The sequence below is a fragment of the Streptomyces sp. x-19 genome, from assembly GCF_046549115.1.
GTDB classification, from domain to species: Bacteria; Actinomycetota; Actinomycetes; order Streptomycetales; family Streptomycetaceae; genus Streptomyces; species Streptomyces albulus_C.
The window spans coordinates 121009-136241 of record NZ_JAJPWK010000017.1; the positions used below are offsets into that span (position 1 = coordinate 121009).

The window sequence follows — 15233 nt, forward strand, 5'->3', positions numbered from 1 at the left end:
GCACTGTGCGGACGGCCGTCCTAGTGGGCCGCGGTGAACCGGGACGGGGGCAGGCCGAAGGCGCGGGTGAAGGCGGCGGTGAACGCGGCGGGCGAGGCGTAGCCGAGGCGGCCGGCGACGTCGCTGACCGCCGCGGTGCGCAGCAGCGGAACCGCCGCGAGCAGGCGGGCGCGGCCGCGCCACACCGCGGGGCTCTCGCCCGTCTCCGAGCGGAAGCGCCGGGTGAAGGCCCGTTCGCTCAGGGCCGTCCGGCCCGCCCAGGCGGCGTTGGTGACGCCGACGTCCGGGGCGGCCAGGTACTCGCGGCAGAGCTCCGCCAGGTCGGCGGAGGAGGGCAGCGCGACGTGGAACGGGAGGGGGGTGCGCGCGGCGATCTCGTGGAGGAGGAGCGTGGCGATGCACCCCTCCCGGCCGGACAGGTTGTAGTCGGGCTCGAACTCGACGGCGCTCAGCAGGAGTTCGCGCAGCAGCGGCGGCACGTCGACCACTGTGCAGGTGGCGGGCCACCAGGGGACGGCGTCCGGCTCGACGTACAGGCTGCGGGTGCTCACCCCCAGCATGCGGACCCGGTGCTGGGTGGCGGCCGGGATCAGCACGGCCCGCTCGGGCGGCACGGTCCAGGTGCCCTCGGCGGTGTCGACGACCATGACGCCGGTGGCGCCGTAGAGGAACTGCGCGCGGCGGTGCTCGTGCCAGTCCAGCACATGACCGGGCGGGTAGTCGGTGCCGATGGGCAGGACGGCCCGGTCGACGTGGTCGACGGCGTCCAGGGCGACGTTCTTCACCCGGTCACGGTACTGGCCGAGAAGCGAAGGTTTGGTGCCGACCTTCGGATGCGCGCAGGCCGGCGGAGCTGGTGGGGTGGTCCCGTGGACGTTATGGCTTTGATCGGGATCGGGCTCCTCACCGGGGCGACGACCGTGTTGTTCGGGTTCGGCGGCGGTTTCGTCGCGGTCCCGGTGGTCGTGTGGGCGGACGCCGCGCTCGGCGCGGACGCGATGCGGGTGGCGACGGCCACCTCGGCCCTGGTGATGGTGGTGAACACCGGTTTCGCCACGGCCGTCACGCCCCGGCGAGTGCTCGGGGCGCTCCGCGGCAGCGGCGCGCTGTTGCTGCTCATGGCGGTCGGGGCCGCGGTCGGGGCACTGGCCACCCGCCTCGCCCCGGCCCCCCTGGTCCGTTGGGCGTTCGTCGGCTACGTGGCGCTCACCATCGTCGACCTGCTGCTACGCCCCGGGTTCCTGCGTCCGCGCGCACCGGCCGAGACGGCTCCCGCGGCGCCGCGACCGCTCCCGGCGCTGCTCGGTGCGCCCATCGGTGCGGTCGCCGCCTTCCTCGGCGTCGGCGGCAGCGTCATGACCGTGCCCGCGGCCCGGCGGGCCGGGCACCCGATGCGGGTGGCGACCGCGCTGGCCAACCCCCTCACGCTGGCCATCGCCCTGCCGGCCACCGCGGTCTCGCTCGCCGGCGCCGCGCTCCCGACCGCCGGTGGCGCGCACCCGCACCTGGTGGGTCTCGTCGACCTGGGTGCCGCGGCGGCCCTGCTGGTGGGGGCGTTGCCGGTGATCGCGGTGCTGCGCCGCCGCCCGCCGCGGATCCCGGATCGCCTCTACGCCCGGGCCTACGTCGGGCTGCTCGCCCTGGTGGCGGTGGCGATGGTGTTGTCGGGCACCTGACCGGTCCGCGCCGGGCCGCGTGCGCCCGCCGCCCTCCCGGACGACGGCGACGAGCCGGTGCCGTCCGCTTGCGGCCGGGCGCCGGCACCTCGAACGCGCGGAAGCCTGCCTCCACTTCGCCTCAGGATCCGCTCCTGTCACGCATGCCCCGATCACCGGCGACGGGCCGGCAGGCGCATCGAGCGCCTCCCGGCACGCATTCGGCTTGCACCACCGCCCGCCCCACCACCCGACCGCCCGACCGCCCGACCGCCCATCCGACCGTCCGACCGTCCGACCGTCCGACCGCGAGCGGAGGCCGTGCCGGGTCGCGGGCGGAGGCGGGGCCGGGGTGCCAGGCAGCAGCTTGGCTCCGGTTCAGGTCGAGGTCTGGGGCCCCGGGGCGACGAGCCCGACGCTGCCGGCGAGTTGGCGCACGGCCTGCTCGAAGAAGGCGCTGCGGGCCTCCACGACCCGGTTGAACTGGCCGAAGAGTTCGAAGCTCAGCAGGCCGAAGAGCTGCGCCCAGACGCCGATCAGACGGGCCAGTACGGCGGGCGGCAGTTCCACGTCCAGTTCGGCGCCGAGGGCCAGTGCATCGGCCACCACCGCATCGGGCAACGGCTCGGCCGGCTCCTTCAGCAGACCGGCGGCGTGCGCGTCCCGGGCGACGCCGATGAGCGCGAGCCCGACCCGGGCCGCCGACTCCGTGGTGGTGTGTGGCGCGTGGTAGCCGGGGACCGGCGAGCCGTAGATCAGCGCGTACTCGTGCGGATGGGCCAGGGCCCAGTCGCGCACCGCCGTGCAGATGGCGCACCACTGGGCGAGGGCACTCTCGGCGGCCCTGGCGCGGGCCTCGCCGCGTCCGGCCTTCTCGGACCGGCCGGTCGAACCGCCCTCGGGACGGCGGGAGGTGGTGGTGCCGGGTGCGCCGGGGGGCTCGGTGTGGGCGTCGCGGGCGCGCTCCGCCGCCACGCCGAGAGCGGTGTACGCATCGACGATCAGCGCGGTGAGCAGGTCGTCGCGGCTGGGGAAGTAGCGGTAGAGCGCGGACGAGGCCATGCCGAGCTCGCGCGCGACGGCCCGGAGGGAGAGCTTGGCGGCTCCCTCGGCGGCGAGCTGCTTGCGCGCCTCGTCCTTGATGGCCTCGGTGATTTCGCTGCGGGCTCGTTCCCTGGCTCCACGGATGACTGTCATGGAGAGCAGTGTGACAGCCGACGGAGCGCCGAACAAAAACGAGAGCAGTGCTCTTGCATACGGGCACCCTTCGCGTGCACACTGCTCGTAAGCGAGAGCACCGCTCACGCAATGGAGCATCGATCCACCGGTGCACCGCCCACGTCGCCGCGCCCGCACTGCCCGCACCACCGGCACCACCCCACCGCACCCCACCACCCCGCCCCACCTCGAAACGGAGAACCCCATGTCCCACTACCTGAAGCCGCGCCGGCTGACCGCCCGACTCAACGGCACCATCGGCTGGCTGGCCCGCCGCGGTATCAGCCTCGCCGGTTCCGCCGACCTCGCCGTGCGCGGCCGCAAGAGCGGCGAATGGCGCCGCGTACCGGTCAACCCCATGACGTACCAGGGGGCCCGCTACCTGGTCTCGACGCGCGGCGACTCCGAGTGGGTGCGCAACATGCGGGCGGCCGGCGGCGGTCAGCTCCGCGTCGGCCGCCGCGCGGTCCCGTTCACCGCGGTCGAACTGCCGCCGGCCGAGACCCCGGAGCTCCTGCGCACCTACCTCGACCGCTGGGGGTGGGAGGTCAAGTCGTACTTCGGTGGCCTCACGGCGGGGTCCGCCCGTGAGGAGTTCCTCGCCGCGGCCCCCCGGCACCCCGTCTTCCGGATCGCCGAAGCGTGAGACCCCGGGGCGCGACGAGGCCCGCCGGACGCGACGGGGGACGCCCCCGGGTGGTGCCGTCCCCGGGTGGTGCCGTCGCCGGCGGCGCCGTCGCGGGCCGAACAGCGCGCTCCGCATCGTTCGTGCCGGCGCTCCGGCCGCGCTAGTGGATCATGGACGGGTATCGGCCGGCGACAGGAAGCCACAGCACCCCGTTGAACACGCACCCCCCTCACCAGACGCCCCCCGACCCCCAGGACCCACCCCAGCCCTCCGAAGGCGCCCGAGGCGTCGACGGCGATCGAAGCACCGACGGCGATCACGGCACCCACGGCACCCGACAGGGGCAACTCCCGCCCACCGCAGGCACCACGCCCTCGGACCCGTCACCGGAGCCGTCACCGGAGCCGTCCGTGCACCCGCGCCCCCTCCCCAGTCTGCGGAAGGACGACCCGAGCACAGCCGCGTCCACTGCTGATGACCTGCTGTTCGGCGATGTCCACGTCGCGCTGGAAGCGGACCGCGGCGTCCTCACGGTGACGGGGGACGCGCTCCCCACCGTAAGGCTGGTGCGCGCCGAGGGCACGGACGTCGACGAGGCCGTTCCCCTCGGGACCCGCTCCGCCGCGGCCCTCACCCTGACCGTCGACGGCGAGGCCGCGCACCTCGCTCCCGCGCGGGGACGGTTCCTCCGCCGCTCCTACCGGGTGGACGTGGAGTGCGCGGGGGTCCGGTACCGGCTGACGCCGGACGGCCTGGAGGAGAGCACGCTGTTCAAGGAGGGCATCGCCATCGGCGAGTTGTCCTCCATCGGCGACGGCCGGGTGTCGGCCACTTGGCCGGAGGACCGGCCGGCGGGCTCCGAGGTCCTGCCGCAGGACGCGGCGGTCGGGTACGCGCTGGCGGCCGCCTTCGGCACGGGCGGGCAGTCCTTCTGGGTGGCCGCGGCGGCCTTCGTGGGCGACTTGCTCTCCTGAACGGGCCGCACGGCAGTCTGCGCCCGGGCCGGTGACGCGCCGTTTCGACGAACCACCGGCCCGGGTGCTTCAGGCGCCGGCAGTGACCTCGGCCGTCCGGGGGCGCGGGATCAGGAACGAGGCGCCGTAGGCCGCCGCCGTCACGACGGCGCCGGTGAGCATCGCGGTCACGTACCCGCTCGCCGAGGAACCGCCCTGCGGGCTGCCGGTGACCTGGACGGCGGAGAGCAGGGCGAAGCTGAGCCCCGCGCCGAGCCCGAACGCCGCCGAGACGAGACCCGGCAGGAAGCCCGGGTGGTCCTTGGGCGCAAGGACGACGCCCAGCAGGTTGAGGACGATGTTGGCGATGCCGGCGTAGGCGGCGCCGAGCAGGACCGTGCAGCCGATCATGACCGGCAACGACCGCACGCCCACCAGGGCCATCACCCCGAGCACCAGCGCGCTGCCCAACAGGCCGCAGCGCAGCATGCGTCCGTAGCCGATGACCGGCGCCAGGCGCCCGGTGAAGGGCCCGACGAGCCAGCCCACCAGCGCGAAGGGGGTGAGGAAGACGAGCGAGGCCAGGCTCGCCCCCATCCCGAATCCCACCTCGGCGTTCTGGACGAAGGACATCAGGACGCCGTTGACGACCGCGAAGACGCCGATCAGGGTGAGCAGGGTGGTCAACAACGGTGCCCAGCTGGCCCGTTGACGCAGGTCACCGATGCGCACCAATGGATGCTGGCTGCGCTTCTCGATCCTCCAGAACACGGCGAAGGCGAACGCGCCGACGAGCAACAGGGCAATCGCCAGAGGCCAGTTGGCCGCACCGAGCTTCTCCACCTGGTCGACGGCGAGGAGCAGCGCGGCGGCGCCCACCACCAGCGGTACGACGCCCGGCCAGTCCATCGGAGTGCCGGCCGAGGGGCGGGATTCGGGGCAGCCGACCGCGACGGCCACGGCCGCGAGCACCGCGACGGCGGCGATCACCCAGAAGACGCTGCGGAACCCGTAGTGGCTCGCCAGCCACCCGCCCGCGAGGGCGTCGACCCCCGCGATGCCGCCGTTGACGGCCGTGACCACTCCCATCAGGGTGCCGAACCGCTTGGGTTCGGTGACCTGGGAGCGCAGGGTCAGCAGGGAGATCTGGACGACCGGCCCGGAGACGCCCTGCACCACCCGGGCGACGTCGAGCACGACGATGTTCGTGGACAACGCGGCCAGGACCGTGCCCGCGGTCAGGACCACGAGCATGCCGAGCAGGACCCGGCGGCGGCCGGCGATGTCGCTGAAGCGGGGCAGGAACAGCGAGAACATCGCGCACGCGGTGAAGAACGCGGTCTGCGAGAGCCCGGTGCCCGCCTCGTCGGTGTGCAGTTCCCGCGCCATGGTCACCAGGGCCGGGCTGAGCATGCTGGCGTTGAGCTGGAAGGCCACGCAGGCGGCCAGCAGCGCGGTCATCATCGCCGCCACGCCGACCGCGTTCCGCTCGGTCGGGGCCGCCCCCGGGGCGACGGTCCCCGTCATCTCGCGGCCCCTTCCGGCGTCCGGGACAGTCGGTCGACGAGCAGTTCGGGGAAGGTGCCGTCGGTTTCCAGGACCACCGTGGCGTTGGCGTCGGGCTGCTGCGGGTAGCCGAGGTGGATGCCCCGGGTGTCGGCGACGAGTGCGCCGCGGGCGGCGCCGTCCGCCGTGTCGACGGTGACGGCCAGGCGGGGCGCGCTCTTCGGGACGACCTCGCCGACCGCGATCCCGGCGGCCAGGGGGTCGTGGAGCGCCGAGCCGCGGAACGGCAGGGCGGTCTCCTCGTGGAAGGTGAAGTAGAAGTCGAGGATCTCGCCCGCGAGCCGGCCGATCGGGGAGCCGCTGGCCAGGAGGCGCTGCCGGTGCGCCTCGGTGAGGTTCTCGCGCATGGTCACGTCGAGCGGTACGAGGGTGAGGTCCCAGCCCGCCGACAGCACCAGGGCCGCGGCCTCCGGGTCGTTGCCGATGTTGGCCTCGGCGACGGGGCTGATGTTGCCGGGGTGGTGGACGGCGCCGCCCATCACCGTGACCCGGCGGACCATCTGGGGCAGCCGGGGCTCCTTGCGCAGGGCGAGGGCCAGGTTGGTCAGCGGGGCGGTGGCGAGGATCTCCAGTTCGCCGCCGGCTTCGCGGGCGGTGTCGATGATGAGGTCGACGGCGTGCCGCCGGTCCATGGCGGCGGCGGGGGCGGGCAGCGCGACCCCGCCGAGTCCGCCCTCACCGTGCACGAACGCGGCCTCGGGGCGGGTCTCCCCACGCAGGGTGGTGCCGGCGCCCGCGGCGACGGGGACGTCGTGCCGCCCGGCGACCTCCAGCACTTGGAGGGTGTTGCGGGCGGCGCGTTCGGCGCTGGTGTTGCCGGCGACGGTGGTGACCGCGCGCACGTCGACGGCGGGGGTCAGACACAGGTACAGGAGCGCCACGGCATCGTCGATGCCGGTGTCGCAGTCCATGAGCAGCGGGCGGGGCGGGGTGACGGGCATGGGTGGTGCTTCCGGGTCGAAGGGCGCTGCCGACGGGACGGGCGGGGTGTGGGGAGGACGGTCGGGGGACGGCTCGCACGACCTCACCATGCCCGAGATTGTCGGACAATCGATTGGAGGGGAGGTTAGCCAGCGTCCACGGCCGACACAAGGGTCCGTCCACGGGGAATCCCCCACCCCCCGACGCCCCACCGACCTCGCCGCACGCCAGGCGCCTCCCCGGACCCACCCCACCAGCACGACCGCGCGGAGCGGGCGGCTAACCTGGAGGGCCGGACGTGGATCGCGGAGTGCACCGCCCCCGCGACCCCGAAGAATGTCCGACAAAACCTCGGGAGCTTTCATGCCTCGTCAGGGAGCGCGCCGGCACTCCTCGCGCGTCGAGCTGTACCAGCGCATCGTGGCCGCCATCGACGACGGCACGTTCCCACCCGGCGCCCGGCTGCCACCCGAGCCCCAACTGGCCGGCCAGTTGGGCGTGAGCCGCTCCGGGCTGCGCGAGGTGCTGATCCTGCTCCAGGAGGACGGCGTGATCACCCGTCGCCAGGGCGCCGGCAGCACGGTCAACCAGCCGCCGCCGGCCCCCGGGCTGGAACGCCTGCTGCCCGTCGAGTCCCTGCTCGGCCCCGGTGCGGTGCGGTGCCGCCGGCTCGCCACCGAGTTGGAGGAACCCACCGACTTCTCCGGCTACCACCTCCGCCTCGCCGCCACCGAACGCGCCTGCTTCTGGGAGACCGTGGTCGAGGTGGACGGCACGGCGGCGTGCTTCGCGCACGAGTGGGCCGCGGACGACAAGGTCCTGCGGACCACTACCGGCGCCGACCTCGCCGACACCCTCCGCGCCTCCCTGCCGGAGCCGGACGCCGCCGGGCCGCCCGCGACCGCCGACGCCCCGGAGGGCACCATGCTCGCCGCCTTCCTGGCCGCGGAGCAGGGCCACGGGCTCACCGCACGCAGCACGCTCGGCGCCACCATGCTCGGCACCGAACGCGGCCACGCCATCGCGCGCCCGCCGGAGACGCCGGCCCTGCTGCTCACCCAAACCGTGTGGGCCGGCGGCCGCCCCGTCCTGGCCGCCAAGTACCTCTTCCCGGCCGGCGCACCGCTGCTGTCCCTGGCGTCCCGCCGCTGAGACCGGGCGACACGGCGCCACGGCCACCAGGCGCGCCCACACCGGCGGACGCCCCTCGCCGCAGCACGCCGCAGCACGCCGCAGACGCTTCCGCAAGCGCGGTTCCCTCGCCTGCCCGCTCCGGCCCCGAAATCGCCCTGCATTTGGGTGGGGGCGCTCCGTGCGTCGGTTCGCAACGCCGGGCGGGGGCAGGCAATGCGATGAAAGTGCTCATAGTCGGAAAGGAACGACATCATGCGCCTTTCGCACACATTCTGCGCCGTTCCCGCGGCGACCGCGGCGTTGCTGGCCTGGCCTTCCGCGCCGGTCGCCGCCGCGACCCCACCCACCATCCCCTACGTCGAGCTGTTCAAGGGCTCCCTGCAGGACGCCGCCCAGATCAAGGTGGCCTTCTGCACCAGCCCCAGCAAACCCCCGAACATCATCAAGGTCACCGCTCAGGCCCTGCACCCGGGAGAGCAACCCACCGGGCACTGCGTGATCGTGCAGCCGCCACAGCTCCCGACCGGCCCGCCCCCGCCCCAACAACGCGGCGGCACCGCACCGTTCGGGGTCGACGTGCCGCAGGCAGTGGTGGAGGACACCGTCGACAACGTGCGGGCCCTGCACATTCCGCTGTGTGCCGCGGTGACCAACGCGGTGGCGACGCTCTCCCTCAACAAACTCCCCCAAACCCCAACGGCGCCGTGCACGTTGGTGGACGGCGCCCACCTCGTCGGCACGCTCAGCACAGGCACAGGCACAGGCACAGGCCCCGGCACAGGCACAGGCACAGGCCCCGGCACAGGCACAGGCACAGGCCCCGGCACGGGCACAGGCACGGGCCCCGGCACTAGCACCAGCCCGGGCACTAGCACCGGCACCGGCACCGGCACCGGCACCGGCACCTGACGGCAGCGGCCGCACCCCGCGGACGTCAACGGCGACGTCCGCAATGGGCCCGGCCTCCCGACGCGTCGGGAGGCCGGGCCCGTTGCCTGACGGGGGGCTGCCGCGTCAGCCCGTGAAGGCCTCGATCAGGGTCCAGACGGCCAGGACGGCCATGCAGATGCCGCCGATGCGCTGCACGGTCTTCAGCGGGACGCGCTTGGCGATGAACCGGCCCACGACCAGCGCGAGCGCGGAGACGGACATCAGGGCCGCGGCCGACCCTATGGCGGTGGGCAACCAACCGTTGGTGGCGGCGAGGTTGGCGGTGGTGATCTGTGTGAGGTCGCCCCACTCGCTGATGAAGACGGCCATGAAGGCGGTGCCGTAGACGGGCCAGAACCCGGTGACGGTCTTGCTTCCCGCTTCGTCCTCGTCGTCGTCGCCACCGTTGCGCAGCAGGACGAACGCCCCGAACACGAACAGGGCGGCGGAGACGAGCTTCACCGCCATGGTGGGCAGCAGACCGATCAGGCTGCCGGCACCGACGGCGAGGGCGACGTGGACGAGGAACGCGGTGGAGGTGCCGAACCACACATACAGCGGGCGCATGCGGGTGCCCATCGCCAGCGAGGCGAACATGGTCTTGTCGGGGAGTTCGGCGAGGAAGATCAGCCCGAAGGCGGTGACGATCGCCAGGGGGTCGAGGGTCATCCGGGTGCTTTCTGCTGGGGCCGGGCCGCCGGCTCGTACGACACCCAGCGAGGTGACGGGAGAACCCTTCCGGCCCGGCATGCTGGTGGCCCGCGCCGTTTGCGCAGGCCAGGTCATGCCGTGGCCGAAGGTCTCGTCCGCCGGCCCTCCTGCGCGGCCGGCCCGGTGGCCGGGTTGCCCCGTGGGGCATCCAGTGTGTCGACCAGCGGTGTTTCGGGACTACTCCCCTTCGCCACGCCCAGTGTAAAGGGTGGGTATAGGCGGGGTGCGGCCGGTGCCGGGTGGCGCCCGTCACGCGTGGACCGGGCCGGCGGCCCGGTGGAACGCGACGCCCGGCCCGGTGGCCGGCGCTATCCGTGGAACGTCGTGGTCGCCTCCAGCGCGGCCCGCCCGGTGCTGAGGCGGTTCACCGGTGCGCTGCCGTCCGCGTAGCCGAACGAGACGCCGACCAGCAACTTGCCCGCCTCGATGCCGAGTTCGCCGCGCACCGTGTCGGCGTAGAAGCTCAGCAGCCCCTGCGGACAGCTGTCCACGCCGTACCCGGCCATCGCCAGCAGCAACGTCTGGAGGTAGGCGCCGACGTCCGCGGCCAGGCGTGCGTCGGCCCGGTCGGCGACGAAGAGGAACGCGACGTGCGGTGCGCCGTAGAACCGCAGGCTCTCGGCGTCGTACGCGGCGCGCGCCGGGTGGTCGTCGCGGTCGATGCCCAGCGCGCCGTAGAGCTGCGCGCCGAACTCGGATCGCCGCCGCAGTTGCGCCGGTGCGTACGCGCCCTCGTCGTACGGGAAGTCCACGGAGGTGTGGTTCGCGGCGTGGGCGGCCTGGAGGGAGTCGGCCAGCCGCTCGCGCGCCGCGCCGCTGGCCACCGCCACCCGCCACGGCTGGGTGTTGGAGTTGGACGGTGCGGAGCCGGCGAGCGAGAAGATCGCGCGCATCGTCTCCCCGGGCACGGCGTCGGGCCGGAACGCACGCACCGCATGCCGGCCGCGGATCAGCCGCTCCACGTGACCGCTCGTCTCCGGAGGACCGGCCGGATCCCTCAGGCACCCCGCATGCTTCATGACGCACTCCTCGGCGAAGGACTAAGTAAACGGATTCGTTTACCTTGCTCGGGAGCGACCCTACCCACACACCGCACCGAAAGTAAACGCAGACGTATACTTGCCGCATGGGTGCGACCGAGGAAACGACACAGCGGCGGGGGCGGGGCGCGCGGGAGCGCATCCTGGTGGCCGCCGGCCGGCTGTTCGCGCAACAGGGCATCACCGCGACCGGGATGGAACAGGTCGCCGAGGAGGCACCGGTGTCCAAGCGGACGCTCTACGCCCACTTCCGCACCAAGAGCGACCTCGTGATCGCCCACCTGCAGACGCTCGCCTCATCGGGGAAGACCCTGGAGGGCGTACTGACCCTGGAGGAACTCAGCCCTCGGGAGCGGATCCTCCGGCTCTTCGATCAGCCCGATGCGGAGGCGCCTTCGGTCCGCGGCTGCCCGTTCATCGACGCCGCGGCGGAGTTCCCCGATCCGCAGAGCCCGATCCACGCCTACGCCCGCGAGCAGAAGCTGCTGATGGTACGACTGGTCACCACGCTCGTGACGGAACTGGGCTGCCCCGAACCCGAGGCGCTCGCAGAGCAGTTGGTCACCCTCGCGGACGGCGCGGCCAGCCGCGCCATGGTGTTGAACGAGCCGGACTACGGCAGGCACGCCCGCGCCGCCGCCGAGACCCTCCTCGCACACGCGCTGGCCCGGGTCGCGCGGGAGCGGCAGGCCGGACGGTAGACGGCCGCTCGCCCACCCCGGTCGCCCGGGGCGTTGTCGGCAGCCACCGCTGCCGGTGGTACCGGTGGTACCGGTGGTGCCGGCGACATCGGGCATCTGGTGAAGTGGCGGCATGACCCCGCTGCCGCACCGCGCTCTTCAAGCCCTCGAACGGTTCAACGCCGCCCACCCCTGGGACCACAACGCCCACTACCACCGCTGGATCCTGCGACGGCTCCCCCGGCGCTTCGCGGCGGCCCTGGACGTCGGCTCCGGCAGCGGCGACCTGGCCCGGCTGCTGGCCACCCGCGCCGACGCGGTGCACGGCGTGGACGCCGACCCGACGATCACCGCCCGGGCGCGCGGGCTGACCCCGCCGGGAGCACCCGTGACGTTCGCCGCCGAGGACGCCCTGACCGGGCTCCCCGACCGGACCTACGACGTCGTCACCTGCGTCGCCGTCATCCACCACCTGCCGTTCGTCGAGGCGTTGACGGTGTTCCGCCGGCACGTGGCGCCGGGCGGCACCCTCGTACTGGTCGGACTGTCCCGCCCCACCACTGTCGTCGACCACCTGCTCGCGGCCGTCTCCAGTCCGCTCAACCCCGCCGTCGGCTGGCTCAAGAACGGCGGCCGCACGGCGCCCGCACCGGTCTCGATGACCGCCCGGACCCGGCCGGCGGAGATGTCCTTCCCCGACGTCGTCCGCGCGGCCCGCGCCGTCCTGCCCGGCGCCCGGCTGCGCCGACGGCTGTTCTGGCGGTACACGCTGGTGTGGCGGAACGACTGAGCGCGCGTCAGGCCCGACCCGCCCTCCTAGCCGACCCCGCTCTCCTGCCCGGCCGGATCACGGTCGGCGGGCCCGCCGGGCACGGCGTAGGTGCGCTTGGCCCGCCACCACCACAGCGTCATCACGGCGAGCACCGCGACGAGCGCGACGGGCGCGTAGTTGCAGTCGTCTGCCGTCGCGGAGGCCCGGTCGGGCGTCGGCGCGGTGTGGGCTACGCGGCGTCCGGCGGGATGATGACGAGCCCGGCGACCTTCTCGTCCGCGTCGAAGGCGACCCGGGCCTTCATGTCGCCGGCCTCGTAGTGCAGCGGGATGTCGACGACCGTGTGGTCGCCGATGCGCCGGACGAACGGCTCGCCCTCGCCGAAGCCCTCGAACGCGCCGACCATGCCGGCGACCGTGGCCAGCCCGTCGCCCCTGACCTCGTCGGTGAACGCCTCCAGGACCTGGGAGTTGAAGGTCTTCCGGGCCTCGTCCATGCGGCCCTCCAGCACATCGGTGACGATCTGGACGGCGCGTTCCGCGGCGTCGGCCAGGTGCACGGTCTTGTCCATGGGTTCTCCCGTTCGGGGGTCGAGGGGCTTGCCGAACCGTTGGAAGGCGGCTTGGCGGGTGACGCCGAGCAGGTCGCCGATCTCCTGCCAGGTGTGGCCGGCGTCCCGGCACTGCTGCACGCACAGCTTGAGGACCTGTTCCGCCAGCTTGTCGACGTCCCGCGAGCGCCGGACCAGTTCCAGGTAGGCGGGCGGCGCCAACGGGCTGCGCGCCACCTCCGCGGCCAGGGCCGTGCCCTGTTCGGCCAGCAGGGCACTGAGGGCGTTGAGGGGCATCGAGGGTTCCGTCACGTCCAACACACGTAAAGGATGCCTTTACAGCCCGATCGACGTCAAGGATTCCTTTACGAGCTCCCGGCGGCCTCGTGCGGCGTTCCGCGGCGCGGCGGCCCGACGCCCTACCCGCCCACCCCCAGGAAGCGCAGCACGGCCAGGACCCGCCGGTGGTCGCCGCCCGCCCTGGGCAGGTCCAGCTTCGCCAGGATGCTGTTGATGTGCTTGGCCACCGCGCTCTCGCTGACCACCAGTTGGGCGGCGATCCCGGCGTTGGAGCGGCCCTCGGCCATCAGTGCCAGCACCTCCCGCTCGCGCTCGGTCAGCCGCTCCAACGGGTCGCTGGGCCGCCGCACCAGCAACTGCGCCACCACCTGGGGGTCCAGGGCGGTGCCGCCGGCCGCGACCCGGCGCAGCGCCTCGATGAACTCCTCGACGTCGGCCACGCGTTGCTTGAGGAGGTAGCCGACGCCGCTGGTGTTCGCCGCGAGCAGTTCGGCGGCGTAGCGTTCCTCGACGTACTGGGACAGCATCAGCACGGCGGTGTCCGGCCACTGTTGCCGGATGACCAGCGCGGCCCGGACCCCCTCGTCGGTGAAGCCGGGCGGCATCCGGACGTCGACGACGGCGATGTCCGGGCGGTGCTCCTCCACGGCCCGCAGCAGCCCTTCCGCGTCCCCGGCCTCGGCCACTACCTCGAACCCGGCCGTCTCCAGGACCCGGACCACCCCGATCCTGAGCAGAACGGAATCCTCGGCGATCACAGCGCGCTTGACAGCGTGCACGGCAGCTCCACGGTGATGACGGTCGGGCCCCCTGGGGGGCTGTCGAGGGCGAGGGTGCCGTCCACCGAGGCGACGCGTCGCGCGAGCCCGGTCAGTCCGGTTCCCCCGGAGGGGTCCGCCCCTCCCCGGCCATCATCGGTGACCTGCACCCGCAGTGCGTCACCGGCCCGTACGGCCACGACCTCGGCGCGGGTCGCCCCGGCGTGCTTGGTGACGTTCGCCAGCGCCTCGGAGACGACGAAGTAGGCCACCGCCTCCACGGCGGGCGCGGCCCGCTCGGCCACGTCGACGGTGACCTGCACCGGCAGGGGCGCGCGGGCGGCGATGCCGGAGAGCGCCGCGTCCAGGCCGCGGTCGTCCAGAACGTGCGGATGCAGGCCGCGCACCAGGTGGTTGAGCTCCTCCAGGGCTTCCTTCGCCTCGCGGTGCGCCTCGTCGATGACGGCGCGGGCCTCGGGCGGCAGGTCGGTGAGCGTGGCCCGGGCGAGTCCCAGGTTGACCGCCAGGGACACCAGCCGTTGTTGGGCGCCGTCGTGCAGGTCGCGTTCGATGCGGCGGCGTTCGGCGTCCGCGGCGGCCAGCGTCTCGGCCCGACGCTCGGCCAGGTCCTCGACGCGACGGGCCAGTTCCTCGGCCCGACTGGGCCCGAGCAGGCGCAGGGCGATCACCGACTCCAGGCGGATCACCGCATCGGTCGCGCCCGGGAGGAACGGCAGCACGGCCAGCCCGGCCACCCCCGGTATCCAGCCGTCCGTGTCGACCCACTGGGAGAACGGCCACTCCGAGGGCAGCATCCAATACCACGCGTAGAGGGTGATGCTGGCGATGCTGCCCAGCCACAGGGCGAGCAGTGCGGCTTCCACCAAGCCCAGTACCGGGCCGGCGAGTTGGTGGTAGCCGAGTTGGCGCCAGTACGCGCCGGTGCACAGCCGGCGCCAGGCGCGCTGGAGGTCGTTGCGCCCCTTGACGGGTGAGGTACGGGGGATGCCGGTGGCCGCGTACGCCGCGAACCGGCGGCGCTGGAGCCAGGTCACGGCCGACACACCGACGGTGGCGAAGGTCAGCGCGGCCACGGAGCCGCCGGGTGCGTAGACGACGGTGACGCTGAACCACACCCACAGCAGGAAGGCGGCGCCGTGCAGCAGCACGCCGGTGTGCAGGAAGGCGAGCTGGGCTCGTACGCGGGCCGGGCGGCGCGGCCGCCCGTCGGTTCGGGTCATGGGCAAGACGGTAAACGCCCAGGTCAGCAGCGGCTATCACGCCTGCATCCGGAACCGGGGTGAAGCTAGTGCCACCCCAGGTCGGACAGCGGTGTTACTGACGGGATCAGGCGCAGGACGGAGTGTTGATCATGAGCCCGACAGCCGGGTTCGTGACCCGAAGGGACCTCCGTGGC

At 73.5% G+C, this 15233-nt stretch carries 16 protein-coding genes; 7 read left to right on the top strand and 9 right to left on the bottom strand.

Going from position 1 to position 15233, the window contains the following annotated elements; translation table 11 throughout:
- Positions 1 to 20: 20 nt before the first annotated feature.
- Positions 21 to 785, bottom strand: a complete 765-nt coding sequence (locus ACLJT4_RS30100) for an AraC family transcriptional regulator (RefSeq protein ID WP_411127051.1) — start codon at positions 783 to 785, stop codon at positions 21 to 23.
- Between the two features lie 93 nt (positions 786 to 878).
- Between ACLJT4_RS30100 and ACLJT4_RS30105 the strand changes: the two genes are divergently transcribed.
- Entirely contained in the window at positions 879 to 1676 is a 798-nt protein-coding gene (locus ACLJT4_RS30105; protein ID WP_411127053.1) for a TSUP family transporter, read from the top strand.
- A gap of 357 nt (positions 1677 to 2033) precedes the next feature.
- On the opposite strand, the gene ACLJT4_RS30110 is transcribed toward ACLJT4_RS30105, so the two are convergent.
- Positions 2034 to 2852: a TetR/AcrR family transcriptional regulator gene (locus ACLJT4_RS30110; protein ID WP_411127055.1), complete on the bottom strand. Its 819-nt coding sequence runs from the start codon at positions 2850 to 2852 to the stop codon at positions 2034 to 2036.
- Positions 2853 to 3078: 226 nt separating this feature from the next.
- On the opposite strand from ACLJT4_RS30110, the gene ACLJT4_RS30115 reads away from it, so the two are divergent.
- Both ACLJT4_RS30115 and ACLJT4_RS30120 read left to right on the top strand, forming a co-directional pair.
- Positions 3079 to 3519: a nitroreductase family deazaflavin-dependent oxidoreductase gene (locus ACLJT4_RS30115; RefSeq protein WP_411127057.1), complete on the top strand. Its 441-nt coding sequence runs from the start codon at positions 3079 to 3081 to the stop codon at positions 3517 to 3519.
- Positions 3520 to 3911: 392 nt separating this feature from the next.
- Positions 3912 to 4475, top strand: coding sequence for a hypothetical protein (locus tag ACLJT4_RS30120; RefSeq protein ID WP_411127059.1), 564 nt, complete (start codon positions 3912 to 3914; stop codon positions 4473 to 4475).
- Between the two features lie 69 nt (positions 4476 to 4544).
- On the opposite strand, the gene ACLJT4_RS30125 is transcribed toward ACLJT4_RS30120, so the two are convergent.
- A complete protein-coding gene (locus ACLJT4_RS30125) occupies positions 4545 to 5981 on the bottom strand; it encodes an MFS transporter (RefSeq protein ID WP_411127061.1) in 1437 nt (478 codons plus the stop codon).
- Positions 5978 to 6961: a nucleoside hydrolase gene (locus ACLJT4_RS30130; protein ID WP_411127063.1), complete on the bottom strand. Its 984-nt coding sequence runs from the start codon at positions 6959 to 6961 to the stop codon at positions 5978 to 5980. Before ACLJT4_RS30130 ends, ACLJT4_RS30125 begins: the two co-directional genes overlap by 4 nt.
- A 343-nt stretch (positions 6962 to 7304) precedes the next feature.
- On the opposite strand from ACLJT4_RS30130, the gene ACLJT4_RS30135 reads away from it, so the two are divergent.
- Positions 7305 to 8093, top strand: a complete 789-nt coding sequence (locus ACLJT4_RS30135; RefSeq protein WP_411127065.1) for a GntR family transcriptional regulator — start codon at positions 7305 to 7307, stop codon at positions 8091 to 8093.
- 234 nt (positions 8094 to 8327) lie between these two features.
- Positions 8328 to 8984 (top strand): hypothetical protein, encoded by a 657-nt coding sequence (locus ACLJT4_RS30140; protein ID WP_411127067.1) that lies wholly within the window; start codon positions 8328 to 8330, stop codon positions 8982 to 8984.
- Positions 8985 to 9089: 105 nt separating this feature from the next.
- On the opposite strand, the gene ACLJT4_RS30145 is transcribed toward ACLJT4_RS30140, so the two are convergent.
- Both ACLJT4_RS30145 and ACLJT4_RS30150 read right to left on the bottom strand, forming a co-directional pair.
- The gene (locus tag ACLJT4_RS30145) at positions 9090 to 9674 is read right to left on the bottom strand and encodes a TMEM165/GDT1 family protein (RefSeq protein WP_016575088.1); all 585 of its coding nucleotides are present in this window, start codon (positions 9672 to 9674) and stop codon (positions 9090 to 9092) included.
- Positions 9675 to 10024: 350 nt separating this feature from the next.
- Positions 10025 to 10735 (bottom strand): nitroreductase, encoded by a 711-nt coding sequence (locus tag ACLJT4_RS30150; RefSeq protein WP_411127070.1) that lies wholly within the window; start codon positions 10733 to 10735, stop codon positions 10025 to 10027.
- Positions 10736 to 10842: 107 nt separating this feature from the next.
- Here ACLJT4_RS30150 and ACLJT4_RS30155 point away from each other — a divergent pair, with 107 nt between their 5' ends.
- Complete coding sequence (locus ACLJT4_RS30155; protein ID WP_411127072.1) at positions 10843 to 11457, top strand: TetR/AcrR family transcriptional regulator; 615 nt, start codon at positions 10843 to 10845, stop codon at positions 11455 to 11457.
- 112 nt (positions 11458 to 11569) lie between these two features.
- On the top strand, positions 11570 to 12226 hold the full coding sequence (locus ACLJT4_RS30160) for a class I SAM-dependent methyltransferase (RefSeq protein ID WP_411127074.1): 657 nt from the start codon (positions 11570 to 11572) through the stop codon (positions 12224 to 12226).
- A gap of 211 nt (positions 12227 to 12437) precedes the next feature.
- On the opposite strand, the gene ACLJT4_RS30165 is transcribed toward ACLJT4_RS30160, so the two are convergent.
- The 3 genes from ACLJT4_RS30165 to ACLJT4_RS30175 all read right to left on the bottom strand — a co-directional run bounded on the left by ACLJT4_RS30165 (position 12438) and on the right by ACLJT4_RS30175 (position 15057).
- On the bottom strand, positions 12438 to 13055 hold the full coding sequence (locus ACLJT4_RS30165; RefSeq protein WP_411127076.1) for a DUF3887 domain-containing protein: 618 nt from the start codon (positions 13053 to 13055) through the stop codon (positions 12438 to 12440).
- Positions 13056 to 13177: 122 nt separating this feature from the next.
- Entirely contained in the window at positions 13178 to 13816 is a 639-nt protein-coding gene (locus ACLJT4_RS30170) for a response regulator transcription factor (protein WP_038517901.1), read from the bottom strand.
- Positions 13813 to 15057 (bottom strand): histidine kinase, encoded by a 1245-nt coding sequence (locus tag ACLJT4_RS30175; RefSeq protein ID WP_411127078.1) that lies wholly within the window; start codon positions 15055 to 15057, stop codon positions 13813 to 13815. Before ACLJT4_RS30175 ends, ACLJT4_RS30170 begins: the two co-directional genes overlap by 4 nt.
- Between the last annotated feature and the right edge of the window lie 176 nt (positions 15058 to 15233).

Coding starts and splice junctions, on each gene's coding strand:
- ACLJT4_RS30105 (WP_411127053.1), top strand. CDS start 879: ATGGCTTTGATCGGGATCGGGCTCCTCACCGGGGCGACGACCGTGTTG.
- ACLJT4_RS30110 (WP_411127055.1), bottom strand. CDS start 2,852: ATGACAGTCATCCGTGGAGCCAGGGAACGAGCCCGCAGCGAAATCACC.
- ACLJT4_RS30115 (WP_411127057.1), top strand. CDS start 3,079: ATGTCCCACTACCTGAAGCCGCGCCGGCTGACCGCCCGACTCAACGGC.
- ACLJT4_RS30125 (WP_411127061.1), bottom strand. CDS start 5,981: ATGACGGGGACCGTCGCCCCGGGGGCGGCCCCGACCGAGCGGAACGCG.
- ACLJT4_RS30130 (WP_411127063.1), bottom strand. CDS start 6,961: ATGCCCGTCACCCCGCCCCGCCCGCTGCTCATGGACTGCGACACCGGC.
- ACLJT4_RS30135 (WP_411127065.1), top strand. CDS start 7,305: ATGCCTCGTCAGGGAGCGCGCCGGCACTCCTCGCGCGTCGAGCTGTAC.
- ACLJT4_RS30140 (WP_411127067.1), top strand. CDS start 8,328: ATGCGCCTTTCGCACACATTCTGCGCCGTTCCCGCGGCGACCGCGGCG.
- ACLJT4_RS30145 (WP_016575088.1), bottom strand. CDS start 9,674: ATGACCCTCGACCCCCTGGCGATCGTCACCGCCTTCGGGCTGATCTTC.
- ACLJT4_RS30150 (WP_411127070.1), bottom strand. CDS start 10,735: ATGAAGCATGCGGGGTGCCTGAGGGATCCGGCCGGTCCTCCGGAGACG.
- ACLJT4_RS30155 (WP_411127072.1), top strand. CDS start 10,843: ATGGGTGCGACCGAGGAAACGACACAGCGGCGGGGGCGGGGCGCGCGG.
- ACLJT4_RS30160 (WP_411127074.1), top strand. CDS start 11,570: ATGACCCCGCTGCCGCACCGCGCTCTTCAAGCCCTCGAACGGTTCAAC.
- ACLJT4_RS30165 (WP_411127076.1), bottom strand. CDS start 13,055: ATGCCCCTCAACGCCCTCAGTGCCCTGCTGGCCGAACAGGGCACGGCC.
- ACLJT4_RS30175 (WP_411127078.1), bottom strand. CDS start 15,057: ATGACCCGAACCGACGGGCGGCCGCGCCGCCCGGCCCGCGTACGAGCC.